Consider the following 16,166-nt stretch of genomic DNA (forward strand, 5'->3'; position numbering starts at 1 on the left):
AATACAGTATACTCAATTTTATCGCATTCAATAGAACGGACATTATCATGACCAACGACAAACAGAAAGCACTCGACGCAGCATTGAGCCAGATCGAACGTCAATTTGGTAAAGGCTCCATTATGCGCCTGGGGGACAACCATGCATTGGATATTGACTCGGTCTCAACAGGGTCATTGAGCTTAGATATCGCGCTTGGAATAGGTGGCTTACCGTTTGGCCGGGTCGTTGAAATCTATGGTCCTGAATCAAGTGGTAAAACCACGTTAACGCTGCAGGTGATTGCAGAAGCGCAAAAAGCGGGCAAAACCTGTGCCTTTGTTGATGCTGAGCATGCGCTGGATCCGGTTTATGCTGCAAAGCTGGGTGTAAATGTAGATGAACTCCTGGTTTCTCAGCCAGACACCGGTGAGCAGGCGCTTGAAATCTGTGACATGCTAGTGCGTTCAGCGGCAGTTGATGTGGTTATTGTCGACTCGGTCGCTGCGCTGACTCCGAAAGCCGAAATCGAAGGCGAAATGGGCGACAGCCATGTGGGTCTGCAAGCCCGCTTGATGTCTCAGGCATTACGTAAACTCACGGCTAATATCAAAAAGTCGAACAGCCTGTGTATCTTCATTAACCAGATCCGGATGAAAATTGGTGTGATGTTCGGTAACCCGGAAACCACAACAGGTGGTAACGCCTTAAAATTCTATTCGTCAGTACGCCTGGATATCCGCCGTACCGGTGCTGTGAAAGAGGGCGATGAAGTCGTAGGTAACGAAACTCGCGTCAAAGTTGTCAAAAATAAAGTTGCGCCGCCGTTTAAACAGGCTGAATTCCAGATCATGTACGGGGCTGGTATTTCAAAAGAAGGCGAGCTGATTGACTTGGGCGTCAAGCAGAAGATTGTCGATAAAGCCGGTGCATGGTATAGCTATAATGGTGATAAGATAGGTCAAGGTAAGGCCAACGCGATGAAGTTTCTGATTGAGAATCCGAAAATCGCAGCCGATATTGAAAAACGTATCCGTGAACAATTATTAGCAAAACCTGTGAAAGCTGAGAAAAAAGCTGCAGCGAAACCTGATGCTGAAGTGGCGGATGATGATTTGATTTGATGAATAAGGACAGTTAAGCGATGAGTTATGTGAAAGTTGCTCTCGCACTTGGCTCTGGTGCAGCACGTGGCTGGTCTCATATTGGCGTTATAAAGGCGCTCAACGATATGGGGATCGAAGTGAACATGGTTGCAGGAACATCAATCGGCTCCCTTGTGGGGGCCGGTTTTGCTTCTGGAAGACTGAACGAGCTTGAGGAATGGGTGCGTGATATGGGCCGTTGGCAGGTGTTTAATCTGCTTGATTTTGGCTTTAGCCATGGCGGCATTATTCAAGGTGAAAAAGTCTTTAGTCACGCCCGGGAACGCTTCGGAAGCGTTGAAATTGAAGACCTCGATGTGGTCTATGGCGCGGTCGCTACCGACCTGTACACAGGTCGTGAAGTCTGGTTACGTAAAGGTGACATCTACCATGCCGCACGGGCATCTTGTTCGATGCCAGGTTTGCTTGCCCCGGCCGCACATAATGGCCGCTGGCTGGTCGATGGTGGTTTGGTGAATCCCGTCCCGGTTTCGCTTTGCCGGGCTTTGGGCGCGGACTTTGTGATTGCCGTCCACTTGAATTCACAGTTAAACAATGCCGCCATCGAAGCGCGCGGTAAACATAGTCCTCCTGCACCAGAACCTCAGGCAGACATCCATGCAATGCCTAAGGTACGCACCACAGCGGTCGAATCAGGTGAGCAGGACGAGGTCTCCGAGCTGGTGAAACAGGAAGAAGCAGAAGGCAATGAGGGCTTTTTCAAAAACTTCCTAACTGCCAGTGGTCAATATTGGGACACCGTGGTCAATAAATTTAGTGGGCCCGCACATAAAGCTCCGGGCATGTTTGGTGTTATGGCAGGCGCTATCGATATTATGCAGGAACGTATTACCAAAGGTCGGATTGCTGGTGATCCACCGGATATCCTGATTCAGCCGAAGCTTGGGCATATTGGCCTGTTAGAGTTTGAACGCGGCAACGAAGCTATCGATTTAGGTTATGAGACCACCATGCGGATGAAAGATTACATCCTGAGCGAATTGGAGCTTTACGCAGAGCGCCGCGGGTAATAGTTGTGTTTCACCAATAAAAAAACCGCAGCCTGAGCTGCGGTTTTTTATTGGCGAATACCAATCTGTCAGATTAGTATTTTTCCATCTCGCGTTCCATCTCTTCGAAGGTACTGCGTATGTTTTGCTCAGGCTCAGCAGTTGCGAGGCTGGCCACAATAACGGCAATAGTACAAAGAATGAAGCCAGGGATGATTTCGTAGACAAAGCTACTTAAGGTCTGACCATCAATCACTGGAACGTAGATGCAGAACAGTACTGTCGCAGCACCCACCAGCATACCTGCTAAGGCACCATGACGGTTCATACGTTTCCAGAACAGGCTGAGAATAATCACCGGACCGAAAGCAGCACCGAAGCCTGCCCAGGCGTTCGCAACCAGGCTCAAAATGGTGTTTTCCGGATTCCAGGCCAGGGCGATGGCCACCAGAGAAACAATCAAGACCGAGATGCGACCCACCAGAACCAGTTCTTTCTGGCTGGCACCACGGCGCAAGAACGCCTTGTAAAAATCCTCGGTCAGCGAGCTAGACGTCACCAGCAACTGCGATGAAATGGTACTCATAATGGCTGCCAGAATGGCAGCTAACAAGAAGCCAGCGATAAGTGGATGGAACAGGAATTGTGAGAAGATGATAAAGATGGTTTCAGCATCTTTTAACACCATCTTGGTTTCCACCACATAAGCGATACCAACGAAACCCGTTACCATGGCACCAATGATGGAAACCGTCATCCAGGTGATACCAATACGGCGTGCGGCCGGAATATCTTTCACCGAGCGAATGGCCATAAAGCGCACAATAATATGTGGCTGACCAAAATAACCAAGACCCCACGCAAGTAAGGAAATGATCCCGAGGAACGACAACTGGTTCAGCATCGGGTCGGCTATTGCACCGTCGCGGAAGAAATCCAGGAAATCAGGGTTAATCGTACGCACTTGATCTGTTACTGAAGTCATGCCACCTAAATCGAAGATCGCAACGATAGGCACCAAAACCAACGCGACAAACATGATACAACCTTGCACGAAGTCGGTCATACTCACCGCTAAGAAGCCACCAAATAGTGTATAGGCACAGACCACCCCGGCAGTGACCCAAAGACCAAGGCTGTACTCAAGGCCAAAAGCAGAACTGGCGAATAGCTTGCCACCGGCAACCAGACTTGCGGAGGTGTAGAGGGTGAAGAAGATGATAATGACTAAAGAGGAAAACACCCGCAATAACCGTGCTTTATCGTTAAAACGGTTAGCGAAGTAGTCGGGAATTGTGATGGAGTCATTCGCTACTTCGGTGTACATGCGTAGACGTGGAGCAACAATAATGTAGTTGAGATACGCACCGACAACCAAGCCGACGGCAATCCACAGTTGCGAAACACCAGAAACGTAAATCGCGCCTGGTAGTCCCATGAGCATCCAGCCGCTCATGTCTGATGCACCGGCAGAAAGCGCGGTAACTCCTGGACCTAATCCACGTCCGCCCAGCATGTAGCCAGATATATCGTCGGTAGATTTTTTATAAGCGTACAGTCCAATCCCCAGCATTGCTATGAAATAGAGCGCTAATGATAAAAGCGTACCTGTTTCCAAAGCTTTACTCCTTTATTGTTGTATGTAACGGCACCTTGTAATTATGTTCTGAGTGCAACAGTGTTTTTGTTAATTGCTCCTCAGGGTGATTGATCAGTGCCTGCGTCGTTCCAAACTCAATCATTTTACCACGATGCATTATTAAGATCTTGTCTGAAAGATGTTTCACGATCTCCGCCGAATGCGAGACGAAAATGAAGGAAATACCCATATCTTGCTGGAGATCCAGGATAAGATTAATGATTTGAGCTCTAATCGATGGATCCAGCGCAACAAAGGCTTCATCGGCAACAACGATCTGCGGCTCCAGCACGATGGCGCGAGCGATACAAACACGCTGTTGCTGGCCACTGGAAAGCATATGTGGATAAAAGCCAAAGTGATCGGGTAACAACCCCACTTTATGAAGCGTATCGTAAACGTGTTGCTTCTGCTGTCCCGGAGTCCAGTCGGTGTTAAAAATCAAAGCTTCAGTCAACTGCTGGCCAACGGTGATTTGCGGATTCAGGGAACGCAAGCTGTCTTGAAATATCATGCGCACATACCGGCAGCGCTGTTGATCGGTCATGCTACTCAGCGCCTGCCCATTGAGAAACAGCTCGCCAGTCGTCGGCCGTTCAGCGCCGGCAATAATCTTGGCGATGGTCGACTTACCCGAGCCTGTTTCTCCCATAATGGCCAGCGTTTCACCACGCTCAAGAGAAAAGTTCACCGGTTCCAGCGCGCAGATCCGTTTACCGGGCGTCCAGCCGGTTTTGTGCACGTAATATTTGCTGATATCCCGTACCTCAAGAAGCTTAGTCATGCTCGGGATCCTCCCACAATGGGTAGTGACAGGAATAGTCTTGTTGTTGTTTTCGGGCAAGTTCAGGTTTCACCACGCAGGCGCTGCGTGCATAGGGACAGCGCGGACCCAGACGACAACCGATAGGCATGTGCTGCAAGGTTGGAATAGCGCCCGAAAGCGTCGGCAAACGCGTTTGCGGTGCTTTATTCTGACTGAATAAGCTCATACTCAGCATAGCTTCGGTGTACGGGTGCAAAGGAGACTGCATCACCTGTTCAGTGGGGCCGCTCTCCATCAGCTGGCCGCAATAAATTAGACTGATGTGCTGACTTTCTGGCACCACTGCAGTGAGATCCTGAGTGATCATCAAAATCGACATACCCTGACCGCCGCTTAATTTCGCCAGCAAACGATAAATCTGTGAACGGGTATTGGGCTCCATCGCCGTGGTTGGCTCATCGGCAATAAGCAGCTTGGGATTATGGGCGATTGCCATGGCGATACTGATTTTCTGCGCCAGCCCTTCCGAGAGTTCATGGGGATAGCTTTCCATGACCTCTTTAGTATCTTTGATTCCGACCCTGTGTAGCAGGCGTTCTGCACGAGTCTGGCGATCCGCACGGCGTTTTAAATAAATGCCCGTGAGGTCGCCGACGGGGATCGTTTCGCGAAGTTGGGCGCCAACTTTATCATTGGGATCCAGATAAGTACTGGGGTCCTGGAAAATCATCGCCATGTCGCGACCGGTGACGATGCGCCGTTGCGCATTATTGAGAGCGAGCAGGTCGTAATGGCGCCACCAAAGCCTGTCCGCGGTAATTTTCCAGCGCGGATTGATGAAACCTAAAATGGCTTTGGCTAGCAAGCTTTTGCCGGAACCAGACTCACCCACCAAGGTATGAATTTCACCTTCGGCGAGTTGCAGATTAAAACGGTCAAGGACCCGTACCGGGCCATTTTCTGTTTCCAGTTCGATGGTGAGGTTACGGATATCCAAAATACTCATGAGTTACGAACCCGTTCAGCGATGGCAGCACGGATGCTATCACCGAGCACATTAATCGAAAGGATGGTCAGGAACAGCGCCAGGCCAGGCAATATCATCATCCACGGTGAAACATACACCTGGTCAAGACTGCGCGCTAACATGGTGCCCCATTCCGGAGCTGGTGCTTGTACTCCCAAGCCTAAAAAGCCAAGCGCTGCGATATCAAGAATCGCTGTCGATAGGGCGAAGGTGGTTTGCATGACCAGCACGCTGGTGATGTTGGGAAAAATAACCCGGGTGAGCATGTACCAGCGATTGACACCATTTAAACGTGAGGCCGTCACATACTCTTTATAGCGCTCGTCGTAGATGGCGTTATGTACGACATGAATGAACTGCGGTATCAACACCAGGGTAATGGCAAACATGACGTTGATCAGTGATGGCCCGAGGATGGCAATAATCACCAGCGCTAGCAACAGTGACGGGATGGACAAAATCACATCCAGCATATGGTTTAGAGCAGAGGATTGCACGCCACGCGACATACCGGCCCAGGCGCCAATAGTGACACCGACGATGGCCGCAACCAGCACGGCAATGAGTGGGTAGCCAAGACTGTAAACGGAACCGGCAATGATGCGAGAGAGCATATCGCGACCCAGGTCGTCAGTACCGAATAAGAATCGAATCTCGCCTTGATCGGACCAGCTCGGTGGTTGCAGAATGGCATCCGAGAATTGCGCATCCGGATTAAATGGCGTGATCAACGGTGACAGCAGCATCATCGCTAATGACAGCGCAAGAATATAAAAAGCAACCACTGCAAAGGGGTTGGCATTCATGTGCAACCAGATCTGCCGTAATGGCGATGGCTCTCGTTGTTGGAAATAGATATTAGCGTTCTGCATACAATTCCTTGCGTACCTGAGGGTAGCGCCAAGCATGAAACAGCTCTACGCAAACATTGACCAACAGTATCAGTGTCGCAAAAGCGAATAAACCACCTTGCATCACTGGGTAGTCGCGCTCATAAATACTTTTCACCAGCCAGCTGCCCAGACCGGGCCAGTTAAATATAACCTCGGTCACGATAATATTACTCATCAGTACGCTGAACATCAGACCAAGCTGGCGAACCACGGGTTGCATGGTATTGGGCAACACATGGCGGAGTAAGATCCGGGATTCGGAGAGGCCACGGGCTCGCGCAGCTCGGATGTAGTTCTGCTGCAGTACTTCTAGCATACTATTGCGGGTGGTCCGCATCAGCATGGTTGCCGGCATGATGGCAAGCACAATAACGGGTAACCATAAGTGGTTAATGGCATCAAGTAGCGCAGCGGTTTTGTAGGGGTTGTCACTGACGAGAATATCAAGAATGATGGAGCCGCTGTTCACCTCGACATCAAACAAGGGATTGATCTGGCCTGAGATCGGAGTCCAGCCGAGCTTGACGGCAAATAGCAAAATGAGTAACTGCGCAAGCCAGAATACCGGAATCGAGTAGGCACTCAGACTGATTCCCATGATCAGACGGTCCATGCTGCCCCGTTGCTGTCCGGCAGCATACACGCCCATTGGCGCGCCGAGCGCCATGGCGAAAATCATAGCTAACAGAGCAAGCTCTAAAGTACCGCCTAACAGCGGCAATAATTCGCCAAATACGTTACGTTGATTGGTTAACGACTGGCCCCAGTCTCCCTGGGTAAAGTGACCTAAGAAGTTCAGGTACTGGCTGAAGATAGACGCGTCAAAATCACGGGCAGCGAAGGCCTGTTGGTAAGCAAGGGTATCGCTGGCACGAATACCGGTCATATTGGTAAGCGCATCGCCGGGGAAAAAATAATTCAAGCTGAACAGGAACACCGTCAGCAGCCATAGCGTAACGATAAGCAAGGTGAGACGGCGCAAGGTGTAGCGAATCATGGCTGCTCCCCGGTGTCTGTTGAACTGGCCCGGTAGGCATGACGGAAGTTTACGCCACCGTAGGCGGGCACTTCAACACCATGAATATCACTACGATGCGCCTGAAAGCGCATGGAGTTGGCGATCGGCACTAACGGCGCCTCACGGTAAATCCAGTTTTCAATTTCCTGATAAAGTTTTTTACGGCTGTCGGTTTCCGGCTCGCTGATTGCTTGCATCAACAGCTGATCAAATTCGGGTTCGCACCAGTTGGCACGATTGGTACCGACATTCAGCGCTGCGCAGCTCAGTAACGGACGAAAAAAATTATCGGGATCGGCATTATCAGCGATCCAACCGATGAGTACGCTGTCATGCTCATCGCGGGCCAGGCGGCGACGGAAGGCATTCCACTCGTAGCTGACTATATTGGCCCGTACCCCAATTTGGGCGAGGTCAGACTGGATCAGCTCCGCCATTTTCTGGGCGTTTGGATTGTAAGCCCGTTGTACCGGCATGGCCCAGATATCGAATTCGAAACCTTCTTCAAAGCCTGCCGCGGCGAGTAACGCCTGGGCGCGTTCGGGATCATAACCATAGGTTTGATCGACTGGGCTGTATGCCCAGGAGGTTTCGGGCAAGACCCCCGTCGCAAGTCGCGCGTTACCATTGTAGATGGTTTGGATAATGGCCTCTCGATTGACTGCACTGGCCAGCGCCCGCCTCACCAGGACGTTATCAAAGGGGGGGTGGTCGGTATTGAAGGCCCAGAACGCGATATTGGGATTAACGGTGCTGGAAATCTGAATTTCATCACCGGTATCAAGCTCGGCGAGCTCTTCCACCAAAGGGTAGGGAATGACATCGCATTCGCCAGTGATCAATTTAAGCATGCGTTTATTGGCGTTCTGAGTGATGGAGTACACCAGTTGTTCGATGCGGGCAGGGTCACGCCAATAGTCGTCGTGGCGGTGGTAACGGATAATAAGATCTTTGCGGAACTCTTCAAAAACAAAAGGTCCTGTGCCTATCGGTTGCTTGTCGATAAGGTCAGGTTCGCCCCGGGCGAGCAGCTCAGCGCCGTACTCGGCAGACAGGATAATGGCAAAATCCGTGGCTAAGTTCGCCAGAAAAGAACTGTCACTGCGTTTTAAATAGAAATCCACAGTGGTGGCATTCACCGCAACAACATCAGTAATCAGACGATTTAAGCCGCTGGCGGTGAAAAACGGATAGTTACCGCCATTCACTTCGTGGTAAGGATGGCTTTCCTCCAGCCACCGCTTAAAACTAAACACCACATCATCGGCATTAAAGTGGCGGCTGGGTGTGAACCAGGGCGCACTGTGGAAGTTAACATTCGGGCGTAACATGAAGCGATAACGTTTGCCCTGATCCAGTGCTTGCCAGGATTCGGCCAACGCAGGCCTGAATTTCTGTTGTGCGTCATCGTAGTCGAGCAGACGGTCATAAAGCTGAGCAGAGGTCGCATCAATGGTCGTGCCCGACGTACCCAACTGGGGGTTGAAACTCTCGGGGTTACCCTCAGAACAATAGACGATCCCATTACGTAGCGGGGGGACATCGTCCGGATTCGGCGAACAGGCCGCCAACGTTATGATCGGGGTAAGTAACCACAGTCGCCAAATGCTCATTTAATTCGTTGATCCGTCGAGTAATTGATACTTTTTCAAGTAGCCTCTTAACTGATGATAGGTGAGACCCAGAAGTTCTGCTGTTTTCTTTTGGTTAAATTGTGCATGGCGCAGCGCCTGTTGTAAAACTTCGGTCTCGTAATTGGCAGTCACTTCTTTGAAATCAATGGCGCCGCAATTAAAGTCAATGGCTGAAGCCGTTGCCACCAGTGCTGGTGTTGCTGTCTCGTCGCTGGTACTGGTACTGGTACCGGTGGCGGCTTCAGGCTGTGCGTTAGTGGCGGTTTGCCGGTGTGCGGCAGGCTTGGGCCGCCAGGGGCTGGCGAAAGGGTCGATGACAATATCGTCTAAGGCGACGGTCTCGTTGGCGAGCCGATAGACAGAACGCTCAACCACGTTTTTTAACTCGCGAATATTACCGGGCCAGGAATACTCTAACAAGGTTTGCCGGGCGCGTTGGGTAAAGCCATTAAAAATGCCATGGCCTAGTTCTCGTGCCATGTGCACCGCGAAGTGTTCCGCCAGAATAAGAATATCATCGCGGCGCTCGCGCAGTGGCGGCAGGGTGATGACATCGAACGCCAGACGGTCTAATAAATCTGCGCGAAACTTACCCTGTTCAGCAAGTTCCGGCAAATCTTCGTTCGTGGCGGCAATCAGACGCACGTCTGTGGTGACAGTTTTACTGCCGCCAACGCGTTCAAATTCTCCGTACTCAATGACTCGCAAGATTTTTTCCTGCACCAGTGCCGAAGTATTGGCGAGTTCATCGAGGAACAGGGTGCCCTGGTCAGCGCGCTCAAAGCGGCCCTCGTGGCGTTTTTGTGCCCCCGTAAAGGCACCCGCTTCATGGCCGAATAACTCACTCTCGAGCAGGCTCTCACTCAGTGCTGCGCAATTGAGTTTAACGTAGCTTTGTTGCCAACGCTGTGACAGGAAGTGCAGGCGGGAGGCGATAAGCTCCTTGCCGGTGCCCCGTTCACCTATGATAAGTACTGGTTTCGCCAGCGGTGCGATCTGCGATACTTGCTCCAGTACCGCAAGAAAACTATTTGCTTCGCCGATGAGATTATCCGCTTCACGTGGGGGACTCATGACAGGCCTCTTTATTATTGTTCTGCTGTTACTGTAGTAAAACTACTTTATAGTAAGAGTGCTCTTTCTGCTGACCTTTATCAGGGGACCCGAATCCGGGGGACCCAGGAGGCATTGGAATGACCCCGGTCAGTAACCTTATGTGTGGTTAATTTGGCTAATAGTTAGTGTATTTGATAACTAGTCAGGGTCAAATAAAAAATTGATATTATCGGGAAAATACCGGAATATCAGCAAATTAACTGGTATTTTAAAAGTTGGCACAGTACCTGCATTGTAATTCGTGACCGTAAAGTAACAGTTTCGAATCAATTATGAGGACACGAACATGGGTATCTTTTCACGATTTTCAGATATCGTAAATTCGAACATCAACGCATTACTGGATAAAGCAGAAGATCCAGAAAAAATGGTGCGCCTGATTATTCAAGAAATGGAAGACACTTTGGTAGAAGTCCGCTCAACATCAGCGCGTCTGATTGCGGAAAAGAAAGATACCGAGCGTCAAATGAGCCGTTATGAAAATGATGTAGCGGAATGGGAAAAGAAGGCCGAGTTAGCGTTAAGCAAAGATCGTGATGATTTAGCACGCTTAGCTTTGGTTGAGAAACGTAAAGCTGACGACGCCGTTGCCAGCCTGAATGTTGATATTGATCGCATTAATGAGCACCTGAACCGTCTTAACGAAGAAGTTGGACAGCTACAGGAAAAACTCGCCGATGCTAAAGCGCGTCAGAAGACGATTATCATGCGCCAACGTGCTGCGAGCAGCCGCCTGGAAGTGAAAAAACGCATTGATAGCGGAAAAATTGACGACGCCATGCTCCGTTTTGAACGTTATGAGTCTAAGATTGATGATCTGGAGTCACAAGTTGAAGCTTACGACATGGGTAAGAAAACCTTGCGCGATGAGTTTGCTGAGCTTGAGGGCGAAGACAAAATCAACGACGAACTGGAAGCATTGAAAGCACGCGTTAAAAAAGACAAAAAAGCTGACTAATTGACTTGAAACTCTGGCTTCACCCGCGCTTGCGGGTGCACGCCAAGGCCAGAACGACATAGGGAACCTTTACAATGGCAGACATACTTGTACCGATGATTGCTGTGCCACTGATTCTTTTTATGATTTTTGTGGCGCCAATCTGGGTCATCATGCACTACCGCAGTAAGCGTAAGCTCAGCCAGGGGCTTTCCGAAACCGAACTGCAGGACTTACAGCAACTGGCACGTCAAGCTGAACACATGCGTGAACGTATCAAGACGCTCGAATCTATTCTTGATGCAGATGCGCCAACCTGGAGGGAACGCAAATGAGTTACTCCGATGATTACAAACCACGGAAGCAGTTACTGCGAGATAAAAAGAACGCGAAAGTAGGCGGAGTTTGTGCCGGAATCGCGAACTATTTCAATATCGAAGCCTGGCTGGTACGTATTATTGTGGTCACAGCGGTAATTTTTGGCCACGGCTTTGTACTTATTCTTTATATTGCGGCCTGGATGATTCTCGACGAGAAGTCAGCGCCTGAAAAAAATGGCGATCATCAGCCGATAGGTTTGAAAACCAAAGTGTATGGTGCTGGCGAACCTCCGCGCCGCGCTTACAAAGAGATTGATGAAGAGTTTCGTGAACTGGAAGACCGGTTACAGCAAATGGAGCGGTACATCACTTCGAATGCGTATCAGGTCGACCGTGAGTTGAAAAAACTGTAATTGAACCACTGAAAAGCCTTCAGGTGGAAAACTAGCGTTACACCTGAACCGTAACTCTGTCACCCAGACAAGTTGCGTTGCGCAAAGGCAGGATGCACTCTTTGATGTCGACAACAGGAGGACGTACTGCCAATGCGCAACAACGATAAACATAAATCGCAATGGCAGCCAGCGACCATGACGATCCATGGCGGTAAACAGCCGGATCCGCATGGTGCATTGGTTGCACCGCTTTATCAGACTGCCACTTTCGCATTTCATACCACTGCCGAGGGCTCAGCTCGCTTTGCTGGTGAAGCAAATGGCTACATTTACTCGCGTCTTGGTAATCCAACTACGCATGAACTGGAAGCGCGGATTGCGCACCTCGAAGGCTTTCCTGCGGGTGCAGCATGCGCAACAGGCATGGGGGCTATCTCTGCGGCCATGCTCGCGTTTCTTGAGCATGGTGACCACGTTGTAGTGGCCGATGCGATCTACGGGTGCAGCTTTGCGTTGTTCTCCCATCTGTTCAAAAAGTTTGGCATCGAAGTCGACTTCGTCGATATGACCGACGCCGGAAACGTGCGTGCCGCCATGCGCGAAACCACCAAGCTGGTGTTTATAGAAACGCCGGCCAATCCTCACCTGAAAATTATCGACATTGCCGCTGTCGCCAGTATTGCTCATGACTATCAGGCGCGGGTGATTGTCGACAATACCTTTATGACACCTTTGCTGCAGCAGCCGCGTCAACAAGGTGCTGATCTTGTGGTGCATAGTGCGACCAAATTTCTTAATGGACATGGCGATGTGGTCGCGGGCCTGATCTGTGGTACCGAGGATGACATTGAGTTAATTAAGGCAACGACCCTGAAAGACATGGGCGCAACCATGAGTCCACACGATGCCTGGTTGATTTTGCGTGGTCTGAAGACCCTTGATGTGCGTATGGAACGACATTGTAAGAATGCAGTCAAAGTAGCTGACTACTTAGTTAAGCATCCGTCCGTGCGAACTGTTTATTTCCCGGGCCTGCCCGATCATCCCGCGCAACGGTTGATGGGCACGCAGATGCATGGCAGTGGAGCTGTCATCGCATTTGAATTGCATGGCGACAGGGAGGATGCGCAACAACTGCTGGATGGACTAGAATTAATTACCATAGCGGTCAGCCTCGGCGATGCCGAAACTCTGATTCAACATCCGGCGTCGATGACGCATTCGCCATACACGCCAGAAGCGCGAGCTCGCGCGGGGATCAGCGATACACTGATCCGTATCGCAGTCGGGCTGGAAGCCGTTGATGATATTATTCAGGATTTAGAACAAGCGTTTGCCAAAACTTTTAAAACAACAACACCGCAAACAGCACAGCAACAAGGGGAACCTTTGACTTATGGGTAAACAAAGCCAATACGTTTCACGCCAGCCAGACGAAAACGGTATTATCGACTGGAGTGACGAAGAGAACGCGGTATGGCGCGATTTGGTTGCTCGCCAGTTAAAACACATTCCAGGTAAAGCCTGTGATGAGTACATGCATGGACTCGAGTTACTGGACTTGCCGCATGATCGTCTGCCACAACTGCATGAGGTCAATAAAGTACTGGAAGCGACGACGGGGTGGCAGGTCGCACAAGTACCGGCTCTGATCCCGTTTGACGAATTTTTTCGCCTGCTGGCGAACAAGCAGTTTCCAGTAGCGACCTTCATTCGTACGCGAGAAGAGTTTGATTACTTGCAAGAGCCTGATATATTTCATGAAATCTTCGGCCACTGCCCACTGTTAACGAATCCAGCGTTTGCCCACTTTACCCATCAATACGGTAAGTTAGGTTTGAACGCGACGCCAAAAGAGCGCGTTTATCTGGCTCGGCTATACTGGTTTACAGTGGAGTTCGGTTTATTGAACACCGAAGATGGCTTACGTATATACGGGGGGGGGATCTTATCGTCGCCGGGCGAAACTGAATATGCGATCCATAGTGATAAACCCGAACGTAAACCACTGGTGCCTCTTGATGCGCTGCGTACACCGTATCGGATTGATATTATGCAGCCCATCTACTACACCATCGAGAGCACCGAGAAGCTATTTGAAATCGCGGACCTGGATATCATGGCTCTGGTACATGAAGCGATGGAGCTTGGTTTGTTTGAACCTAAGTTTCCACCCAAAAATGCCGCTTAACGGACTGTAAAAACGGAGTAACTATGACTGACTTAAAAGAACAAAAATGTGAAGCCTGTAATGCTGACGCACCCAAGGTGAGCGATGAGGAACTGGCAGAACTTATGCGGGAAATCCCAAACTGGACGCCAGTGTCACGCGATGGCGTGATGCAGCTGGAACGCGAGTTTAAGTTTAAAAACTTCAAGCAGGCGTTAGCATTCACCAACCGCGTGGGGGAAATTGCTGAAGATGAATTCCACCACCCGACGCTGGTAACCGAGTGGGGCAAGGTGACGGTGACCTGGTGGACACATGCCATCAACGGTCTGCACAAAAATGATTTTATCATGGCGGCGCGTACTGACGCAGCGCTGAATGATGAAGAATAATTGAGATTGCGCTGATCGGCGCAAAGCTATCGACAAAAAGCCTCTAGCCTAGTGACGGGTAGAGGCTTTTTTATGTATACTTATGTTTACATTTTAATCAACCGATAAGTTGTGCCGATGCGTCTCGAAATCACCTGCGATGACCGCCTGGGTCTTTGCCAAGATGTACTGCAGATTCTACGTGACCGTGAAATTGATCTTCGTGGTATCGAAGTTGACCCCAAAGGCAAGATCTTCCTGAATTTCCCTGAGCTTGAATTTAAAGATTTCCAGCACCTGATGCCTGAGATCCGGCGCATTCCTAACGTTAAAGACGTAAAAACCGTAGCTTTTATGCCCTCAGAGCGAGAGCATTTTGAGTTTAGTCTGCTCCTGAATAAACTCCCGGATCCTGTTCTCTCGATTGATGCCAGAGGCATCATTGATATCGCCAATGATGCTGCCGGTTTACTGCTATCGGATACGCGTGAACACTTACCGGGCACTTCGATTACGCAATGGCTCAGCGGCTTTAATATCAGCCGCTGGCTGGAGCGCCAACCCACCGAGCCGCAGCTGAGTCAGGTGACCATTAATGGGGCAAAGTATTTCGCTGAACTGATGCCGATTTGGGTGGCCGATGAGCATGATAAAACCAGCTTCGCTGGCGCAGTGCTGACCTGTAAGCCGCAACCTCTGAGCAGTCAGTGGCAGCGCACCGGTCAGCATGATGCGTTTCATCAGTTGCTCGGCGAACATGCCAGCATGAAACGTTTGCTCAAAGAAGCGCGGCGCATGGCTGAGTTGAATGTTCCCCTTTTGGTTCAGGGGGAAACCGGGGTCGGCAAAGAGTTGCTGGCGCGGGCCTGCCATCAGGCCAGTCATCGCGCGGAGCAACCCTTTTTGGCGGTCAATTGTGCAGCACTGCCGGATAATGTCGCGGAGAGTGAACTGTTTGGCCACGGCAAAGGTAGTTTAGGGCCTCATACCGAAGCGAAAAAAGGGATCTTTGAACAGGCGAACGGCGGTACCGTGTTGCTCGATGCGGTTGGCGAGATGTCGAATGGCTTGCAGGCAAAGCTGCTGCGCTTTATTCAGGACGGTAAATTCCGCCGTATCGGGGAGGAGCAAGAGGTCGCCGTAGACGTTCGTATTATTTGTTCAGCCCGCGATGATCTGCAGGACCGCGTCGAGGCAGGCTCCTTCCGCGAAGATTTGTTTTACCGTCTGAATGTGCTCACGTTGCAGTTACCACCGCTACGCGAGCGTAAATCTGACATCCCCCTTTTAGCCGAACATTTCAGCCTGCAGGCGTGCCAACGTTTGGGACGTAGTCTGGTATTGCTGACCCGTGATTGCCGCGAGTTGTTGCAACGTTATCAATGGCCGGGCAACGTTCGTCAGCTGGAAAACGTACTCTTTCGTTCATTATCCATGCTGGAAGGTGATCGGCTGGAAGCTGCCGATGTTTATTTGCCTGAGGCCGACGGGCTGCATGAAAATGTTGCAGTCGATCTGGAAGAGGGCAGCCTGGATGAAGCGGTTAAAAAGTTCGAAAGCACCATCCTGCGACGCTTGTATCCGAGTTACCCCAGTACCCGGCAACTGGCCAAAAAATTAGGGCTTTCGCACACTGCTGTGGCGAACAAACTTCGTGAGTACGGGATTGGCAAACAGCGGCGTAAGCCGGTTGCAAAATCCTGATAGTAAAGCTTTGTTTACGAAAATTGAGGCTGTTGTATGGAA

16 protein-coding genes are annotated in these 16,166 nt (G+C 50.4%); 9 read left to right on the plus strand and 7 right to left on the minus strand.

Going from position 1 to position 16,166, the window contains the following annotated elements:
• Window positions 1-47 precede the first annotated feature (47 nt).
• Both recA and J6J28_RS04945 read left to right on the plus strand, forming a co-directional pair.
• A complete protein-coding gene (recA, locus tag J6J28_RS04940; protein ID WP_301720208.1) occupies window positions 48-1,103 on the plus strand; it encodes a recombinase RecA in 1,056 nt (351 codons plus the stop codon).
• Window positions 1,104-1,123: 20 nt separating this feature from the next.
• Window positions 1,124-2,155, plus strand: a complete 1,032-nt coding sequence (locus J6J28_RS04945; RefSeq protein WP_301720209.1) for a patatin-like phospholipase family protein — start codon at window positions 1,124-1,126, stop codon at window positions 2,153-2,155.
• 73 nt (window positions 2,156-2,228) lie between these two features.
• Here J6J28_RS04945 and putP read toward each other — a convergent pair whose 3' ends face one another.
• The 7 genes from putP to pspF are packed head-to-tail and all read right to left on the minus strand — an operon-like array spanning window position 2,229 to window position 10,185.
• The gene (gene putP, locus J6J28_RS04950) at window positions 2,229-3,752 is read right to left on the minus strand and encodes a sodium/proline symporter PutP (RefSeq protein WP_301720210.1); all 1,524 of its coding nucleotides are present in this window, start codon (window positions 3,750-3,752) and stop codon (window positions 2,229-2,231) included.
• A gap of 4 nt (window positions 3,753-3,756) precedes the next feature.
• Window positions 3,757-4,557, minus strand: a complete 801-nt coding sequence (locus J6J28_RS04955) for an ATP-binding cassette domain-containing protein (RefSeq protein WP_301720211.1) — start codon at window positions 4,555-4,557, stop codon at window positions 3,757-3,759.
• Window positions 4,550-5,545 (minus strand): oligopeptide/dipeptide ABC transporter ATP-binding protein, encoded by a 996-nt coding sequence (locus J6J28_RS04960; RefSeq protein WP_301720212.1) that lies wholly within the window; start codon window positions 5,543-5,545, stop codon window positions 4,550-4,552. The genes J6J28_RS04955 and J6J28_RS04960 overlap by 8 nt, the downstream gene beginning before the upstream one ends.
• Window positions 5,542-6,438 (minus strand): ABC transporter permease subunit, encoded by an 897-nt coding sequence (locus J6J28_RS04965; RefSeq protein ID WP_301720213.1) that lies wholly within the window; start codon window positions 6,436-6,438, stop codon window positions 5,542-5,544. The genes J6J28_RS04960 and J6J28_RS04965 overlap by 4 nt, the downstream gene beginning before the upstream one ends.
• Window positions 6,425-7,456, minus strand: coding sequence for an ABC transporter permease (locus J6J28_RS04970; protein ID WP_301720214.1), 1,032 nt, complete (start codon window positions 7,454-7,456; stop codon window positions 6,425-6,427). The genes J6J28_RS04965 and J6J28_RS04970 overlap by 14 nt, the downstream gene beginning before the upstream one ends.
• Entirely contained in the window at window positions 7,453-9,090 is a 1,638-nt protein-coding gene (locus J6J28_RS04975) for an ABC transporter substrate-binding protein (protein WP_301720215.1), read from the minus strand. The genes J6J28_RS04970 and J6J28_RS04975 overlap by 4 nt, the downstream gene beginning before the upstream one ends.
• On the minus strand, window positions 9,091-10,185 hold the full coding sequence (gene pspF / locus J6J28_RS04980; RefSeq protein WP_301720217.1) for a phage shock protein operon transcriptional activator: 1,095 nt from the start codon (window positions 10,183-10,185) through the stop codon (window positions 9,091-9,093).
• 328 nt (window positions 10,186-10,513) lie between these two features.
• Here pspF and pspA point away from each other — a divergent pair, with 328 nt between their 5' ends.
• From pspA to tyrR, 7 genes are all read left to right on the plus strand, one after another.
• Window positions 10,514-11,185: a phage shock protein PspA gene (gene pspA / locus J6J28_RS04985; RefSeq protein ID WP_301720218.1), complete on the plus strand. Its 672-nt coding sequence runs from the start codon at window positions 10,514-10,516 to the stop codon at window positions 11,183-11,185.
• Window positions 11,186-11,259: 74 nt separating this feature from the next.
• Complete coding sequence (gene pspB / locus J6J28_RS04990; RefSeq protein ID WP_301720220.1) at window positions 11,260-11,499, plus strand: envelope stress response membrane protein PspB; 240 nt, start codon at window positions 11,260-11,262, stop codon at window positions 11,497-11,499.
• Window positions 11,496-11,897 carry an envelope stress response membrane protein PspC gene (gene pspC, locus J6J28_RS04995; protein ID WP_301720221.1) on the plus strand — a complete coding sequence of 134 codons (402 nt, stop codon included), beginning with the start codon at window positions 11,496-11,498 and terminating at the stop codon, window positions 11,895-11,897. Before pspB ends, pspC begins: the two co-directional genes overlap by 4 nt.
• Window positions 11,898-12,029: 132 nt before the next feature.
• Window positions 12,030-13,283, plus strand: coding sequence for a trans-sulfuration enzyme family protein (locus tag J6J28_RS05000; protein WP_301720222.1), 1,254 nt, complete (start codon window positions 12,030-12,032; stop codon window positions 13,281-13,283).
• Window positions 13,276-14,070: a phenylalanine 4-monooxygenase gene (phhA, locus tag J6J28_RS05005; protein ID WP_301720223.1), complete on the plus strand. Its 795-nt coding sequence runs from the start codon at window positions 13,276-13,278 to the stop codon at window positions 14,068-14,070. Before J6J28_RS05000 ends, phhA begins: the two co-directional genes overlap by 8 nt.
• Window positions 14,071-14,093: 23 nt before the next feature.
• The gene (locus tag J6J28_RS05010; protein ID WP_301720224.1) at window positions 14,094-14,441 is read left to right on the plus strand and encodes a 4a-hydroxytetrahydrobiopterin dehydratase; all 348 of its coding nucleotides are present in this window, start codon (window positions 14,094-14,096) and stop codon (window positions 14,439-14,441) included.
• A 117-nt stretch (window positions 14,442-14,558) separates the two neighbouring features.
• Window positions 14,559-16,124 carry a transcriptional regulator TyrR gene (tyrR, locus tag J6J28_RS05015; protein WP_301720225.1) on the plus strand — a complete coding sequence of 522 codons (1,566 nt, stop codon included), beginning with the start codon at window positions 14,559-14,561 and terminating at the stop codon, window positions 16,122-16,124.
• Window positions 16,125-16,166 lie beyond the last annotated feature (42 nt).

Origin of the sequence: Pseudidiomarina terrestris (assembly GCF_030466375.1) — a bacterium.
Taxonomy (GTDB): Bacteria; Pseudomonadota; Gammaproteobacteria; order Enterobacterales; family Alteromonadaceae; genus Pseudidiomarina; species Pseudidiomarina terrestris.

Bases quoted from the DNA above. Each gene is read 5' to 3' on its own strand.
- tyrR (WP_301720225.1), top strand. From the start codon at position 14,559: ATGCGTCTCGAAATCACCTGCGATGACCGCCTGGGTCTTTGCCAAGAT.
- J6J28_RS04965 (WP_301720213.1), bottom strand. From the start codon at position 6,438: ATGCAGAACGCTAATATCTATTTCCAACAACGAGAGCCATCGCCATTA.
- pspA (WP_301720218.1), top strand. From the start codon at position 10,514: ATGGGTATCTTTTCACGATTTTCAGATATCGTAAATTCGAACATCAAC.
- pspB (WP_301720220.1), top strand. From the start codon at position 11,260: ATGGCAGACATACTTGTACCGATGATTGCTGTGCCACTGATTCTTTTT.
- J6J28_RS04945 (WP_301720209.1), top strand. From the start codon at position 1,124: ATGAGTTATGTGAAAGTTGCTCTCGCACTTGGCTCTGGTGCAGCACGT.
- J6J28_RS04955 (WP_301720211.1), bottom strand. From the start codon at position 4,557: ATGACTAAGCTTCTTGAGGTACGGGATATCAGCAAATATTACGTGCAC.
- J6J28_RS04960 (WP_301720212.1), bottom strand. From the start codon at position 5,545: ATGAGTATTTTGGATATCCGTAACCTCACCATCGAACTGGAAACAGAA.
- pspC (WP_301720221.1), top strand. From the start codon at position 11,496: ATGAGTTACTCCGATGATTACAAACCACGGAAGCAGTTACTGCGAGAT.
- J6J28_RS05000 (WP_301720222.1), top strand. From the start codon at position 12,030: ATGCGCAACAACGATAAACATAAATCGCAATGGCAGCCAGCGACCATG.
- J6J28_RS05010 (WP_301720224.1), top strand. From the start codon at position 14,094: ATGACTGACTTAAAAGAACAAAAATGTGAAGCCTGTAATGCTGACGCA.
- J6J28_RS04975 (WP_301720215.1), bottom strand. From the start codon at position 9,090: ATGAGCATTTGGCGACTGTGGTTACTTACCCCGATCATAACGTTGGCG.
- recA (WP_301720208.1), top strand. From the start codon at position 48: ATGACCAACGACAAACAGAAAGCACTCGACGCAGCATTGAGCCAGATC.
- J6J28_RS04970 (WP_301720214.1), bottom strand. From the start codon at position 7,456: ATGATTCGCTACACCTTGCGCCGTCTCACCTTGCTTATCGTTACGCTA.
- pspF (WP_301720217.1), bottom strand. From the start codon at position 10,185: ATGAGTCCCCCACGTGAAGCGGATAATCTCATCGGCGAAGCAAATAGT.
- phhA (WP_301720223.1), top strand. From the start codon at position 13,276: ATGGGTAAACAAAGCCAATACGTTTCACGCCAGCCAGACGAAAACGGT.